Source organism: Nocardioides sp. Root1257, assembly GCF_001425175.1.
GTDB lineage: Bacteria > Actinomycetota > Actinomycetes > Propionibacteriales > Nocardioidaceae > Nocardioides.
In genome coordinates this window covers 1-13,742 of the sequence record NZ_LMDV01000013.1, presented here as the reverse complement: position 1 = coordinate 13,742, position 13,742 = coordinate 1, and the positions used below count along the sequence as shown (strand labels likewise).

Below are 13,742 nucleotides of genomic sequence, written 5' to 3'. Positions count from 1 at the left end.
CGACGCACACTGACCCGCTCGCGCCACGCGAGCGGGTCAGTGTGCGTCTGGGGCGCTGTCTCGGGCCTCGGCGAGGTCGAAGGCCGCGTGCACCAGCGCGAGGTGGCTGAACGCCTGGGGGAAGTTGCCGACCATCCGTCCCCGGGCGGGGTCGTACTCCTCCGAGAGCAGGCCGACGTCGTTGGTCAGGTCGCAGAGCCGGTCGAAGAGGGCGGTGGCGTCGTCGAGGCGCCCGGCGCCGGCGTACGCCGAGACGAGCCAGAACGAGCAGGCCAGGAACGGGTGCTCGTCGCCGGCGAGCCCGTCGACACCGGTCTGGGTGCGGTAGCGCAGCAGCAGGCCGTCGCGGAGCAGGTCGCGTTCGACCGCCTCGATGGTGCCGAGCATCCGCGGGTCGTCGCCCGCGACGATCCCGATCTGGGGGAGCACCAGCAGCGCCGCGTCGACCTCGGTGCTGCCGTAGAACTGCACGAAGGAGCCGCGCCCCTCGTCGTACCCGTGCTCGAGGACCTCCTCGCGGACCCGGTCGCGCAGCCGGCGCCACTCGTCGACCGGCCCGTCGACGTCGAACTCCTCGACGGCACGGACGGCGCGGTCGAACGCCGCCCACACCATCGCCTGCGAGTGCGTGAAGCGCTGCTGCGGGCCGCGGATCTCCCACAGGCCGTGGTCCTTGCGCTGCCAGGTCGTCGCGAGGTGGCTGACCAGCGCCCGCTGCACCGCCCAGGACGCGGGGTCGGCGTGCCCGGTCGCCTGACGGGTCTGCTCGAGCGCGACCATCACCTCGCCGAGCACGTCGAGCTGGCGCTGGAGGGCCGCACCGTTGCCGATCCGCACCGGGGTCGACCCGGCATAGCCGGGCAGGTGCGGCAGCGTCTCCTCGGTGAGCCGGCGTCGCCCGTCCACGGCGTACATGATCTGGAGGTCGTCGGGGTCGCCCGCGACGGCGCGCAGCAGCCAGGCCCGCCACAGCTGGGCCTCGTCGACGTGCCCGGCCCGGATCAGGGCCCCGATCGTCAGGGCGGCGTCGCGCAGCCAGCAGTAGCGGTAGTCCCAGTTGCGCTCGCCGCCCGGGTCCTCCGGCAGCGACGTGGTGGGCGCGGCGACGATGCCGCCCGAGTCCTCGTCCGTGAGCAGCCGGAGCGTGAGCAGCGAGCGACGCACGACGTCGACCCGCGGCACGTCCGCCCGGCAGTGCGCCGACCAGCTGCTGCTCTCGCGGACGGACGTCTCGATCTGGTCGTCGGGGGCGCCGATCCCGTCGAGCGGTGCGTACGACGGCAGCCAGGTCGTCGAGAAGGTCAGGACGTCACCCTCGGTGACGTCGAACTCGTCGAGGTGGCGGTGGTCGTCGGCGCGCGGCAGCCGAGGGCCGCGCAGCACCAGGCGGTCCGGACCGCCGATGGCCGTGATCACGGCCTCGCCGTGCACGGTCTGGCGTCGCACCCACGGCACGATCGCGCCGTAGTCGAGGCGGACCCGCCACTCGTGCCGCATCCGCACGCTGCCGCGCACGCCGGTCACCCGCCGGACCAGGTCGGCCCGGCCGTCGCCCTGCGGCATCGCGTCGGTGAGCGTGACCTCGCCGGTCGCGGTCGTGAAGGTCGTCTCCAGCACCGCGGAGCCGTCGAGGTAGCGCCGCCGTACGTCGTGGTCGTCGACCGGGCAGAGCTGCCAGCGCCCGTGGTCGTCGGTGCCGAGCAGGGCGGCGAAGCAGGCGGGGGAGTCGAAGCGCGGCAGGCACAGCCAGTCGACCGAGCCGTCGCGGCCGATCAGCGCGCCGCTGCGCCGGTCGCCGACCAGTGCGTAGTCCTCGATGGGGAGCGCCATGCTCGGACACTAGGGCACGGCTCCTGATCCGGAAGCGCCCGCTACGCGGTCTTTCGCATCCGATCTGGCGGCGAAGTCGCCACCCCACGGAAAGCACTCGCTGCGCTCGCGTTTCCGCGGGGACCCCGGCAAAGCGGCGACTCGACGGGACTCCGTCCCGCCTTCGCACCTCCGCCTTGCCAGATACGGCGCGAAACCCCGCTCGCGATGGCGCCGGATCAGGAGCCGCACCCTAGCCTTGTCCGCGTGAGCGACCCGGCCGAGAGTGTGCAGCGGCTGCTCCGCGCCGCGGGGGAGACGGTCGCGACCGCCGAGTCGCTCACCGGCGGCCGGCTGGCCGCGCTGCTGACCGGCATCCCCGGCGCCTCGGACGTCTACGTCGGTGGGGTCGTCACCTACGCGACCGAGCTGAAGGCGTCGCTGCTCGGCGTACCGGACCGGATCATCGAGGAGCACGGGGTCGTCTCGTCCGAGTGCGCCCAGGCGATGGCCACCGGAGTGCGCGCGCTGACCGGGGCGACGTACGGCGTGGCGACGACGGGGGTGGCCGGTCCGGCCGAGCAGGAGGGCAAGCCGGCCGGCACGGTCTTCGTCGGGATCGCGGGTCCCGACCTGGTCGCGGCGGTCGCGCTGGAGCTGCGCGGCAAGCGCGGGCAGATCCAGGACCGGACCTGCCGGGAGGCGCTCTCGGCCTTTGAGCAGGTCCTCCGGCGGGAAGAAACACCTCTCGGGTAGCGTTGGGCCCACAGGTCGACGTGATGTCTGCCGATGTTCTGTCGGAGAAGGAGGCGCGCATGGTGCTGTTTCGTCGGATGCTCGGCGACGTGCTGCGCGACGCCCGCATGCAGCGCGGACTGACCCTGCGTGAGGTCTCCGCGGACGCCCGGGTGAGCCTCGGCTACATCTCCGAGATCGAGCGCGGCCAGAAGGAGGCGTCCTCCGAGCTGCTCGCCTCGCTCTGCGCGGCCCTCGACATGCCGCTCTCCGACGTGCTGCGTGAGGTCTCCGACCTGGTCGCGATCGAGGAGGCGGCCGCCGAGCTGACCCGCATCCCGGTCGCCGCGCCCGCCGGACGCCAGGTCGTCAACTCCGCAGCCTGAGTCGCCCGCACTCGACCCCGCGTCAGCGAGGGGGCTGGCAGCGAGGGCACCAGTACGCCGCGCGCTCGCGTCCGGGCTCGCCGAGCTGGGCGTGCTCGATCCGGCTGCCGCACCGCCGGCAGCGCTCGTGCAGCCGCCCGTAGATCCACAGGCTCCGCCCCCGACGCTTGTCGCCCGTCGTGCAGATCTGGGGCAGGTGCCGGTTCTGGTCGAGCATCGACCTCGCCAGCCGGACCATCCGGAGCGGGTCGGTCACCAGCCCGACGGGCGTCCGCGGGTCGTAGCCGGTGAGGAAGCAGAGCTCGGTGCGGTAGATCGTGCCGATGCCGGCCAGGTTGCGCTGGTCGAGGAGTGCCTCACCGAGAGGCCGGGCCGGGTCGGCGACCAGGCGGCGCACGGCCTCCTCCTCGTCCCAGTCCGACCCGAGCAGGTCGGGGCCGAGGTGGCCGACGACCTCGTGCTCGCGATCGCGCGCGACCAGCTCGACCACGCCGAGCTGGAAGCCGACCGCGGTGCTGTCCGCGGTCTCGAGCACGACCCGGACCAGGTAGTCCGGCCGGCCCCAGCGCTCACCCGGCGCGAAGGTCCGCCAGGACCCCTCCATCTTCAGGTGGGTGTGCAGGGTCCAGTTGCCCGCGTCGCCGTCGCCGTCGATCCGGGTGAGCAGGTGCTTGCCGCGCGACACGGTCTCCACGACGGTGCCCCCCGACAGGTCGACGGTGGCGATGGCGGGCACCCGGAAGTCCGTGCGGGTCAGCCGTCGACCCGAGATGCCGCGCTCGAGGCGCCGGGCCGTGCGCCAGACGGCGTCGCCCTCAGGCACCGGCCGACCTCAGCCGGAGTCCCTTGGGGGTGGCGACGAACCCGGCCGCCTGGAGTGCCTCGCGCAGCGGGGTCGACCCGGAGCCGAGCAGCTGCTCGCCGTCGGCCTTCTCGACGGTGAGCCGGCCCAGCGACCCGCGGCGGACCGCCTCCGCGAGCGACGCCGCGGCGGGCGTGAGCAGATCGGCGTCCTCGCTCCAGGTGAGCAGCGTGCGACCACCGCGCTCGACGTAGAGCGTGAGCACGCCGTCGACCAGCACCACGATGGCGCCGGCCTTGCGGCCCGGCCGGTGGCCGGTCGTCTCCGGCCACGACAGCGCGGCGCCGTAGGGGTTCGCGGGATCGGTCGCGGCGAGGGCGATGGCGGTCGGCTTGGCGTCGGCCGGGACCTCCGAGAAGGTGCGCAGGCGGTCGATCGCGCCCGCGGTGCCGAACTGGGCGGCACCGAGCCCGTCGACGAAGTAGCCCCGCCGGCAGCGGCCGGAGTCCTCGAACGCCGACAGCACCTTGTAGACGGCCGCGAACCCGCCCGGCACCCGCTCGCTGACCACCGCGCCGCGGATGACGACGCCGTGCCGGTCCAGGAGCCGCTCGGCGGTCGCGTGTGCTCGTCGCGTCGGATCGGTGTCGATCTCGGGCAGCAGCGCCCAGCGACCGGCGGTCTCGGGCGGCCCGGTGCGGACCGGCCGGCTCGCGCGCGGCGGTGGCCGACGGCTGCGGTGGGCGGGCGTGCCGCCGCGGGTGAGCGCGCGCAGCGGGGTGAGCGTGTCGTTGCTGATCCGGCCCGCCCAGACGAGGTCCCACAGCGCGGCCGAGAGCGCTGCGTCGTTGGTGGCGCGGATCGAGTCGGACAGCTGGCGGAAGAACCAGGCGCCGCCGGGCGCCAGGGCGTCGAGGACAGCCTGGTGGAGCTCGCTGTGCTCGAAGGGAGCGTGCTCCGGCAGCGTCAGCGGTGCCTGGTCGGCCAGGTGGAGCGACACCCAGCCGTCGGCACCGGGCAGCGGGCTGTGGCCGGCCCAGATGACCTCGCCGGAGGCGGTGAGCTCGTCGAGGTAGGACGGCTCGTAGTCGCGCACCCGGGCGCCGAGCACCAGGGGCTCGAGCGCCGAGGCCGGGACCGGGCAGCCGGCGAGCTGGTCGATGACGCTGACCACGCCGTCGACGCCGCGCAGCCGCCCGCCGATGTGCTGCCAGGCGGCCAGGAACCGTCCGAGCGACTCCGGCTCGACCGGCTCGATCTCCTGACGGAGCCGGGCCAGCGAGCGGCGGCGGAGCTTGCGGAGCACCTCGGCGTCGCACCACTCGGTGCCAGAGCCGGACGGTCGGAACTCACCGTCGAGCACCCGGCCCTGGGCGGCCAGTCGCTGCAGGGTCAGGCGGACGACCGCGATGCCGAGCCCGAGGCGGGCCGCGACGTCGTCGAGGGTGAACGGGCCGTGCGTGCGGGCGAAGCGGGCCACGAGGTCGGCCAGCGGGTCGTCGACCGGCTCGGCGAAGACGTCGGGCGTGCCGGGCGGCACCGGGACGCCGAGCCCGTCGCGGAGCCGGCCGACGTCCTCGATCGCCGCCCACCGCTCCTCGCCGGCCATCCGGACCTCGACCACGCGCCGGCTCCCGGCGAGGGAGCCGAGCCAGTCGTCGGTGTCGGCGCCCTCGACGGACCGCTCCGCGACCTCGGCGGTCGTCAGCGGGCCGAGCAGGCGGAGCAGGTCGGCGACGCCCTCGGCGTCGCGGGCTCGCCGGTCCGGAGCCAGCCGCTGCAGCTCGGCCTCGACCTCGACCAGCACCTCGGGATCCAGCAGCTCGCGCAGCTCGGCGCGGCCGAGGAGCTCGGCGAGCAGGCCCTGGTCGAGCGCGAGCGCAGCCGCCCGACGCTCGGCGATGGGGGAGTCGCCCTCGTACATGAACTGCGCGACGTAGCCGAACAGCAGGGTGCGCGCGAACGGCGAGGGCTGGTGGGTCGCCACGTCGACGACCTGCACCTCGCGGCGGTCGATGCCGCGCATCAGCGCCGTGAGCGACGGTAGGTCATAGACGTCCTGGAGGCACTCGCGCACCGCCTCGAGGACGATCGGGAACGAGGGGTACTGCACGGCGACCTCGAGCAGCGCCGCCGACCGTTGCCGCTGCTGCCACAGCGGCGAGCGGCGACCGGGGTCGCGGCGGGGGAGCAGCAGGGCTCGGGCCGCGCACTCGCGGAAGCGGGAGGCGAAGAGCGCCGAGCCGCCGACCTCCTGGGTCACCACGGCGTCGATCTCGTCGGGCTCGAAGACGATGACGTCGCCGCCGGGCGGGTCGGCGTCGGTGTCGGGGATCCGGATCACGATGCCGTCGTCGGAGGCGACCGCCTGGCCGTCCACGCCGTAGCGCTCGCGCAAGCGGGCGTTGATCGCGAGCGCCCAGGGTGCGTGCACGGGGACGCCGTACGGCGAGTGCACGACGAGCCGCCAGTCGCCAAGCTCGTCACGGAAGCGCTCGACGACCAGGATCTGGTCGCTCGGCAGCAGGTTGGTGGCCTCGAGCTGCTCGTGCAGGTAGCCGACCAGGTTGGCGGCGGCGTACTCGTCGAGGCCGTCGGCGCGGGCGCGCTCCTCGGCGCGGTCGCGGGGGAGCGCGCCGAGCTCGCGGGTGAACGCGCCGATGGCCCGGCCGAGCTCGGCGGGGCGGCCGAGGGCGTCACCCTTCCAGAACGGCAGGCGACCGGGGATGCCCGGCGCCGGCGTGACGAGGACCCGGTCGTGGGTGATGTCCTCGATGCGCCAGCTGGTCGCGCCGAGCGCGAACACGTCGCCGACCCGGGACTCGTAGACCATCTCCTCGTCGAGCTCGCCGACGCGCCGTCCGGGCCCGCTCTGCTCGTTCCCGGCCCCGACCAGGAAGACGCCGAACAACCCGCGGTCGGGGATGGTGCCGCCGCTGGTGACCGCGAGGCGCTGGGAGCCGGGTCGGCCGGTGATCGACCCGGTCACCCGGTCCCAGACGACACGCGGGCGCAGCTCGGCGAACTCGTCGGACGGGTAGCGGCCGCTCAGCAGGTCGAGCGTGGCGTCGTAGGCGCTGCGCGGGAGCTGCGCGAACGGCGCGCTGCGCCGCACCAGGTCGAAGAGCTCGTCGACCTGCCACGCCTCGAGCGCGGTGGTGGCGACGACCTGCTGGGCGAGCACGTCGAGCGGGTTGGTCGGCACCCGGAGCGACTCGATCGAGCCGGTGCGCATCCGGTCGACCGCGACGGCGGTCTGGGCGAGGTCGCCGCGGTGCTTCGGGAAGAGCACGCCGCGGGAGATCTCGCCGACCTGGTGGCCCGCGCGCCCGACCCGCTGCAGGGCGCTCGCGACGCTCGGCGGGCTCTCGATCTGGATCACCAGGTCGACGGCGCCCATGTCGATGCCGAGCTCGAGGCTGCTGGTCGCGACCACGCAGGGGAGCCGGCCGCGCTTGAGGTCGTCCTCGATCAGCGCTCGCTGCTCCTTGGAGACCGAGCCGTGGTGGGCCTTGGCGACGACGGCCTGGGCGCCGTAGGACTGGCCCGACTGCGCCATCACCTGCGCGGGCGCCTCGCCCTCCGTGTCGACGGCGACGCCGGCCCGGTCGGCGGCGATCTCGTTGAGCCGCGCGGTCAGCCGCTCGGCCAGGCGTCGTGAGTTGGCGAAGACGATCGTCGAGCGGTGCTGCTCGATCAGGTCGACGACCCGCTCCTCGACGTGCGGCCAGATGCTCTGGGCGCGCTGCGGGTCGTCGCTGTCCTCGTCGTAGTCGGCGGGAGCGGTCATGTCCTCGACGGGTACGACGACCCTGAGGTCCCACTCCTTCTCGCTCGGCGGCGCGACGATGTCGACCGGCGCCGTGCCGCCCAGGAACCGGGCGACCTCGTCGAGCGGGCGGACCGTGGCGCTGAGGCCGATGCGCTGCGCCGGCCGGTCGAGCAGCGCGTCGAGGCGCTCCAGGCTGACCGCGAGGTGCGCGCCGCGCTTGGTGCCGGCGACCGCGTGCACCTCGTCGACGATGACGGTCTCGACGCCGCGCAGCGACTCGCGGGCCTGGCTGGTGAGCATCAGGAACAGCGACTCGGGCGTCGTGATCAGGATGTCGGGCGGTGCGGTCGTGAGCTTGCGCCGGTCGGCGGCGGGGGTGTCGCCGGAGCGGACGCCGACGCTGACCTCGGGCACGGGGCTGCCGAGGCGGTCGGCGGTGTGCCGGATGCCGGTCAGAGGGGCCCGGAGGTTGCGCTCGACGTCGACGCCGAGGGCCTTGAGCGGCGAGATGTAGAGCACCCGGCACCGCTTCGACTTCTCGGGCGGCTCCTCGGTGCTCAGCAGCCGGTCGAGCGACCAGAGGAACGCGCTCAGCGTCTTGCCGGACCCGGTGGGTGCCACCACCAGTGCGTGCCGACCGGCCCCGATCGCGTCCCACGCCCCGACCTGGGCAGGCGTCGGCTCGGCGAACGCCGCACCGAACCAGGTGCGCGTCGCCTCGCTGAACCGGGCGAGGGGATCGGTCACCCGACCATCCTTGCTCACGGCACCGACAGTGCCCTCAGTACGTCGAGTCGAGGGCGCAGGCCGCCACGCCGTCCTCGTCGACGTGCGGCGGCCGGTCGACGGGGATGGTCACGACCAGCGAGCGGTGCACGGTCCCGTCGACCTGCGCACGGCCGGTGCCCGTCCCGACCAGGTCGGAGGTGTTCTCGTCGGCGTACGCCGTGACGGTCACCGTCACCGTCTCCTCGTCAGCGACGGTGCCGTCGATCGCGATCGTCGCCTCGGCACGGTCGCTGCCCGGCCGGTAGACGCACGCCGGGTGCTCCTCGGTCTCGCTCCACGTGACCGTCAGGCCGGTGTCCTGGTGGTCGTCGTCATCGGAGTCGCGCACGACCCACCAGGTCGTGACCGCGGCGAGCACCGCGACCGCGGCGAGGGCGAGCGTGACGACGCGCCTCACGTCGCGGCCGACCACTCGCGCCGGAGCAGCCCGTAGACCCACGAGTCCGAGACCACGCCATCGACGACGCAGTCCTCGCGGAGCGTGCCCTCGCGCTGGAACCCGAGCTTCTCCAGCACCCGGGCCGAGCCGGCGTTGCGCGTGTCGGTCTCGGCCTGGACGCGATTGAGGTCGAGCGTGTCGAACGCCCATCCCAGCAGCGCCCTCGCCGCCTCCGTCGCATAGCCGTGGCCCCAGGCAGCCTCGCCGAAGCAGTAGCCCAGCGCCCCGCTCCGGTACGTCGGGTCCCACCGGCTGAGGCTGCACCACCCCAGGAACGCGTCGTCGTCACGTCGGTCGATGGCGAGCCGCACCCCGCTGCCGTCCTCGGCCATCTCCCGGCAGCGCTGGAGGAAGCCGTCGGCCCGGGACCGGTCGGTCCAGGGCGGTGAGTCCCAGTAGCGCAGCACGTGCGCGTCGGACTGCAGGGCGTACAGGGCGTCGGCGTCCGTGCCGCTGAACGGCCGCAGCAGCAGGCGCTCCGTGCTCAGCACCGGCGTGGTCAGGGACATGCGGCACATCTTGCCCGCCCGACGGCGGGTCGCGTCCCCGACCGAAGATGTACTAAGTGACCCAATATGGTTCATTTAACGTCGGATGCCACTGAACTCGGGAGCAGACATGACCACCCCCTACGAAGCCCTCACCGGTCGGCTCTCGCGCCGTGCCGTCACCTCCGCCGGTCTCGCCGCGACCTTCGCCCTCGGCGCGAGCCCCGCGTTCGGTCGTGCCGGTCGCCCGGCCGCGCGGCACGGTCGGCCGCCGAGGCTCGACGAGTCGCTGCACGCGTCCGTCCGCGGCTACAGCCAGTACGGCGTCCACCGGACCGGCACGCCCTCGCAGGAACGGGCACTGGAGTGGCTGGAGCAGGAGCTGAAGCGCCGCGGCGGACGGGTCGGGAGCTGGAGCTACGACTTCCCGTTCTACGACTGGCACGCGGACGTGAGGGTCGGGCAGCACCGGGTCGACACCGTGCCCCTGTACTTCGAGGGCGAGGGTCGGTTCTCCGGCCGCGCCGACTTCGTCCGCTCGGTGACGACCAAGCTGGACGGCAACGACCCGGCGGTGCTCGGTGCGCTCGCCGATGCCCGGGCCGCCAACGCCCGTCTGGCCGTGCTCGCGACGAACGCCGCGCTCGGCACGAACCCGCTGTACGACGGCCTGATCGGCTACAACAGCGATCCCGACCTCCCCAAGACCGGTGTCCCGACCCTGCTCGTGCCGGGTCGGGTCGCCAACGACCTGGCGGCGTACGGCGCCGAGGTCGAGTTCTCGGCGCGGACCATCACGCGACGGACGCGCGTCGTCACCGCCTGGTTCGGGACCCGCAAGCCCGTCGTCGACCCCGTGATCGTCACGACGCCGCTCACCGGCTGGTTCAACTGCGCCGCCGAGCGCGCCACCGGTCTCGCGGTCGCGCTCGAGCTGGCGACGGACCTCGCGCAGGACCAGCCGGTGCTGTTCGTCGGCAACACGGCCCACGAGCTGTACAACTACGGCGCGAGCAGATACCTCGCGGAGGAGTTCGACCTCGAGCCCCGCGCCGTCTTCCACCTCGGATCGGCGATCGGCGCCACCCGTCGGCAGCCCGACGGCTCGCTGGTGCTCGGCCCCCGCGCCGCCTACAGCCAGCCCGCGAACGCCACCGTCCCGGACCTGGTCGACGACCTGAAGACAGCGAACATCGGGGTCGCCGCGAAGTGGCCGGGCGAGGGGCAGGTCTGGCACGACCGTCTCGGTGACGGCGTCCCGCTGCTGTCCGTCGCCGGCAACTTCCGGGAGTTCCACTCGCCGGACGACGTGGTGAGCGTGTCGACGGATCCCGCGACCCTGCGCCAGGCGTACGACGCGATCCGTGCCGGGGTGGGCGACCTCCTCGCCTTCACCGCCTGAGTCGTCCCCTGCGGGTGGTCGGTGCCCGGGGCTAGGGTTTCCGCCATGTCGATGGACCACTCCGATGCGGTGTTCTTCGGGGGTGACGAGGCGTTCGAGGCATGGCTCGTCGACAACGCGTCGACCGCTTCGCACGTCTGGGTGCGGATGGCGAAGAAGGGCTCCGGAGTCACGTCGATCGACTGGACCACGGCCGTGGACGTGGCGCTCTGCTTCGGCTGGATCGACGGCATCGCCCGGCGGGTCGACGACGAGTGGTACGTGCAACGGTTCACCCCGCGGCGCGCCAGGAGCGTGTGGTCGAAGATCAACTGTGCGCGCATCGAGCGCCTCACCGCCGAGGGTCGGATGCGCCCCGCCGGCCTGGCCGAGGTGGAGCGAGCGAAGGCGGACGGTCGCTGGGACGCCGCCTACGACGGCCCCGCCAGCGCGGTGGTGCCCGACGACCTCGCCGCCGCCCTGGCCGCGCGCGACCTCACCGACGTCTACGCCGCGCTGGACGGCCGCAACCGCTTCGCGTTCCTGAACCGCGTCCAGACGGCGGTGCGTCCGGAGACCCGAGCCCGCCGCATCCAGCAGCTCACCGACGCCCTCGCCCAGGGCAAGACGCCGTACCCGGCGCCCACGAAGAGGCCTGGCACCTAGGCGGACACGACCTGGCTAGGGACGTCCCGGACCGCAGTGACGCCTACCGCAAACTAGTGGTTCGTGGTCGCTTGCCGGCTCAGACCGGAGGATGTCCGCCACTGTGGCCATGGCGAGTCGTCGCCATGGCGAGAGGTTGAGTCATGCAGTTCAAGTTCGAGCCGTTCCCCGAGAACACGGAAGCCGGCAGGAGCTTCAAGAGCGGGTGGGAGGACTTCGTCCAGCGGCAGCACCTGCCTGATGTGTTCTGGGACCCGGTGCAAGCCCGCTGGGAGACCTACGACCGCCGTACACACGCGTTCGCGCGGATGAGCCTGCCGGTGGTCACCCTCGGCGACGACTACTGGACCGAGCACAACATCCTGCGTGAGGTCCTGAACATGGGGACGGCCACGCGGGTGATGGATGTCGCCGCGATCTGGGATCCCCGGGACGGCTACTGGTACCACTTCACGAGGGTCCCGGCGACGCAGCCGCCCCCGCCGGCGACACCGGCCCCGCCCGTGCCGGACTGGATGGTCCGGCTGAACCGTGACCTTGCTGCGGTGGACGCGAACACGAACCTGACTCCGGAAGAGCGGCGCCAGGCGCGCGAGTCCCTGCTCCAGGCAGCGCTCGAGAACGCACAGCGAGGTGCGTGATGCCTGACCTCGTCTGTCGTTGGGACGCGAAGGACTTCGCCGCGTTCGACGTGCCGACCGGCGAGAACCGGATGGTGCGCGTCACCGGCACGGGCACCTGCCCGCAAGGCGGCTTCGACGTCGGGCTCGACCATGGCCCGATCCCGATCGTGCCGGAACCGTGGCGCCTCCACCTGCGACTCGTCGAGAACCCACCACCAGCAGGAACGGATGCTCTCACCGAGGTCGCCATCGACCAGCTGTTCGAGATCTCGGACGAAGTGACGGAGGTCGCCGTTCTCGGGGTGGGAGTCATCCCGATCCAGTAGGCGGAGACAGCTGCTGACGGGCGTGGCGTGCCGTCCGCGGATAGCCCCGATGCGGGTTGCGGGCCAGGTCGGGCGCGGTGAACGCTGAGGGCATGCGTGCGAGGGGTGCACGAGGTCCCGTCGCCAGCGTCGTCCTGGTGCTGACGCTCGGGCAGCTCGCTGCCTGCACCTCCGGTGACGGCTCCCCGGAACCCCGGAGGTCCGAGTCCTCACCTGCCCCGTCGGAGGCGACCGGCGACCGTGCGGAGCTGGACGCGGTTCTCGAGCACTGGCGCACGGTCGCCCCGCACTACGCCCTTCAGGTGCCCGGCGTCATCCTCCTGGTCTCCCAGGGCGATCAGACCCGGGCACTCGCTCTCGGCAACGCCAGGATCAGCCCTGAGCGGCCCATGCGCACCGACGACCGCTTCGGCATCGCGAACGTCACCAACACGATGGTCGCGGTCGTGGTCCTCCAGCTCGAGGCGGAGGGAGACCTCACCTTGGGCGACACGGTCGAGCAGTGGCTTCCCGGCATGCTCTCCTTCGGCGCCGACGTCACCATCGAGGACCTTCTCGACCACCGCAGCGGCATCTGGGACGTGACGGCCCGTAGGAACTACGACTGGGGCACCGATCTGACAGATCGACGGTTGCAGGAGCTGCTGGACCACCCGCCGACCGGCCCCGCCGATGCCGTCACCCGCTACACCAACCCGGGCTACTGGCTCCTCGGCAAGATCGTCGAGAGGGCGACCGGACAGCGGCTCGCCACCGTGCTCCACGACCGGGTGTTCGTCCCGGCGGGGATGAACGACTCCGTGCTGTCGGCCGATCTGGACCGAGAGCCGCGGCTGGTCCGCGGGTACGACGAGAACGGCAACGACATCACCCTCGGCGACTACACCGGCACCTGGGCGACCGCCGGGGTCGTCACCACCGCAGCCGACATCGCTCGGTTCTTCGGCGCGCTCCACGGAGCCCTGCTCTCCGATGCCAGCGTCGACGACATGACCACGGCACGGGGGAGCCTCCCCACCGGCCATGAACCGGGCTACGGGCTCGGCGTCATGCTGCTCGGCCGTGACCGCAGCATCCCGTTCGGCCACGAAGGCGTCGTCGACGGCTACCACACGCTCGCGTTCCACAACCCTGAGCTCGACCGGACGGTGGTCGTCTTCACCAACACCAGCAGTGATGCCGGCGCTGAGGCAGCCGTGAGCCTGCTCGACGCCATCTCCTACGAGTAGCCATCGAACATGTCCCTGGGTCCAAGGAGGGTGTCGTGAAAGCACTCCGATGTTGGTTTTCCCTGCACAGCTGGGAACGGGTCAGCTCGGAGGACGGGTCCGGGCGGTTCCGACGGTGCCGGCGGTGCGGGAAGCACGACTACCCGTCATCCGGTGGTGGCGGCAACTGGGGCGCGGGGACGTTCGGCGGCGGCTAGCTGTGATGCCCAGCCAGGTTGTTCAACCGGGTGATGGGTGTTTGGCCGCCGATTGCTGAGTGGGGCCGGTGGTGGTTGTACTGGTGGAGCCATCCTGCCA

13 protein-coding genes are annotated in these 13,742 nt (G+C 72.7%); 7 read left to right on the top strand and 6 right to left on the bottom strand.

Annotated features, from left to right (window positions below):
• Positions 1 to 36 precede the first annotated feature (36 nt).
• A complete protein-coding gene (locus ASC77_RS23095) occupies positions 37 to 1,830 on the bottom strand; it encodes a glycoside hydrolase family 15 protein (protein WP_056158694.1) in 1,794 nt (597 codons plus the stop codon).
• A 246-nt stretch (positions 1,831 to 2,076) separates the two neighbouring features.
• On the opposite strand from ASC77_RS23095, the gene ASC77_RS23090 reads away from it, so the two are divergent.
• Together ASC77_RS23090 and ASC77_RS23085 are read left to right on the top strand one after the other, a co-directional pair.
• A complete protein-coding gene (locus tag ASC77_RS23090) occupies positions 2,077 to 2,565 on the top strand; it encodes a CinA family protein (protein WP_056158691.1) in 489 nt (162 codons plus the stop codon).
• 59 nt (positions 2,566 to 2,624) lie between these two features.
• A complete protein-coding gene (locus ASC77_RS23085; RefSeq protein WP_056158687.1) occupies positions 2,625 to 2,930 on the top strand; it encodes a helix-turn-helix domain-containing protein in 306 nt (101 codons plus the stop codon).
• 22 nt (positions 2,931 to 2,952) lie between these two features.
• Here ASC77_RS23085 and ASC77_RS23080 read toward each other — a convergent pair whose 3' ends face one another.
• From ASC77_RS23080 to ASC77_RS23065, 4 genes are read right to left on the bottom strand one after another with little or no spacing between them, the layout of a single operon-like run.
• Positions 2,953 to 3,753 carry a DNA-formamidopyrimidine glycosylase family protein gene (locus ASC77_RS23080; RefSeq protein WP_056158686.1) on the bottom strand — a complete coding sequence of 267 codons (801 nt, stop codon included), beginning with the start codon at positions 3,751 to 3,753 and terminating at the stop codon, positions 2,953 to 2,955.
• Positions 3,746 to 8,251, bottom strand: a complete 4,506-nt coding sequence (locus ASC77_RS23075; RefSeq protein ID WP_056158683.1) for an ATP-dependent helicase — start codon at positions 8,249 to 8,251, stop codon at positions 3,746 to 3,748. The genes ASC77_RS23080 and ASC77_RS23075 overlap by 8 nt, the downstream gene beginning before the upstream one ends.
• A 34-nt stretch (positions 8,252 to 8,285) precedes the next feature.
• On the bottom strand, positions 8,286 to 8,690 hold the full coding sequence (locus tag ASC77_RS23070; RefSeq protein WP_156391257.1) for a hypothetical protein: 405 nt from the start codon (positions 8,688 to 8,690) through the stop codon (positions 8,286 to 8,288).
• A complete protein-coding gene (locus tag ASC77_RS23065) occupies positions 8,687 to 9,241 on the bottom strand; it encodes a GNAT family N-acetyltransferase (RefSeq protein WP_056158678.1) in 555 nt (184 codons plus the stop codon). Before ASC77_RS23065 ends, ASC77_RS23070 begins: the two co-directional genes overlap by 4 nt.
• A 109-nt stretch (positions 9,242 to 9,350) precedes the next feature.
• Between ASC77_RS23065 and ASC77_RS23060 the strand changes: the two genes are divergently transcribed.
• From ASC77_RS23060 to ASC77_RS23040, 5 genes are all read left to right on the top strand, one after another.
• Positions 9,351 to 10,622 carry a hypothetical protein gene (locus ASC77_RS23060; RefSeq protein WP_056158674.1) on the top strand — a complete coding sequence of 424 codons (1,272 nt, stop codon included), beginning with the start codon at positions 9,351 to 9,353 and terminating at the stop codon, positions 10,620 to 10,622.
• Between the two features lie 45 nt (positions 10,623 to 10,667).
• Positions 10,668 to 11,267 (top strand): YdeI/OmpD-associated family protein, encoded by a 600-nt coding sequence (locus ASC77_RS23055; protein WP_056158672.1) that lies wholly within the window; start codon positions 10,668 to 10,670, stop codon positions 11,265 to 11,267.
• Positions 11,268 to 11,410: 143 nt separating this feature from the next.
• Positions 11,411 to 11,908 carry a hypothetical protein gene (locus tag ASC77_RS23050; protein WP_056158669.1) on the top strand — a complete coding sequence of 166 codons (498 nt, stop codon included), beginning with the start codon at positions 11,411 to 11,413 and terminating at the stop codon, positions 11,906 to 11,908.
• A complete protein-coding gene (locus ASC77_RS23045) occupies positions 11,908 to 12,216 on the top strand; it encodes a hypothetical protein (protein WP_056158665.1) in 309 nt (102 codons plus the stop codon). The genes ASC77_RS23050 and ASC77_RS23045 overlap by 1 nt, the downstream gene beginning before the upstream one ends.
• Positions 12,217 to 12,308: 92 nt before the next feature.
• Positions 12,309 to 13,445: a serine hydrolase domain-containing protein gene (locus tag ASC77_RS23040; RefSeq protein ID WP_156391256.1), complete on the top strand. Its 1,137-nt coding sequence runs from the start codon at positions 12,309 to 12,311 to the stop codon at positions 13,443 to 13,445.
• Between the two features lie 193 nt (positions 13,446 to 13,638).
• Here the strand turns inward: ASC77_RS23040 and ASC77_RS26375 are convergent.
• Positions 13,639 to 13,742, bottom strand: a 104-nt coding sequence (locus tag ASC77_RS26375; RefSeq protein WP_156391255.1) for an integrase core domain-containing protein, incomplete at its 5' end; no start/stop codon positions are given.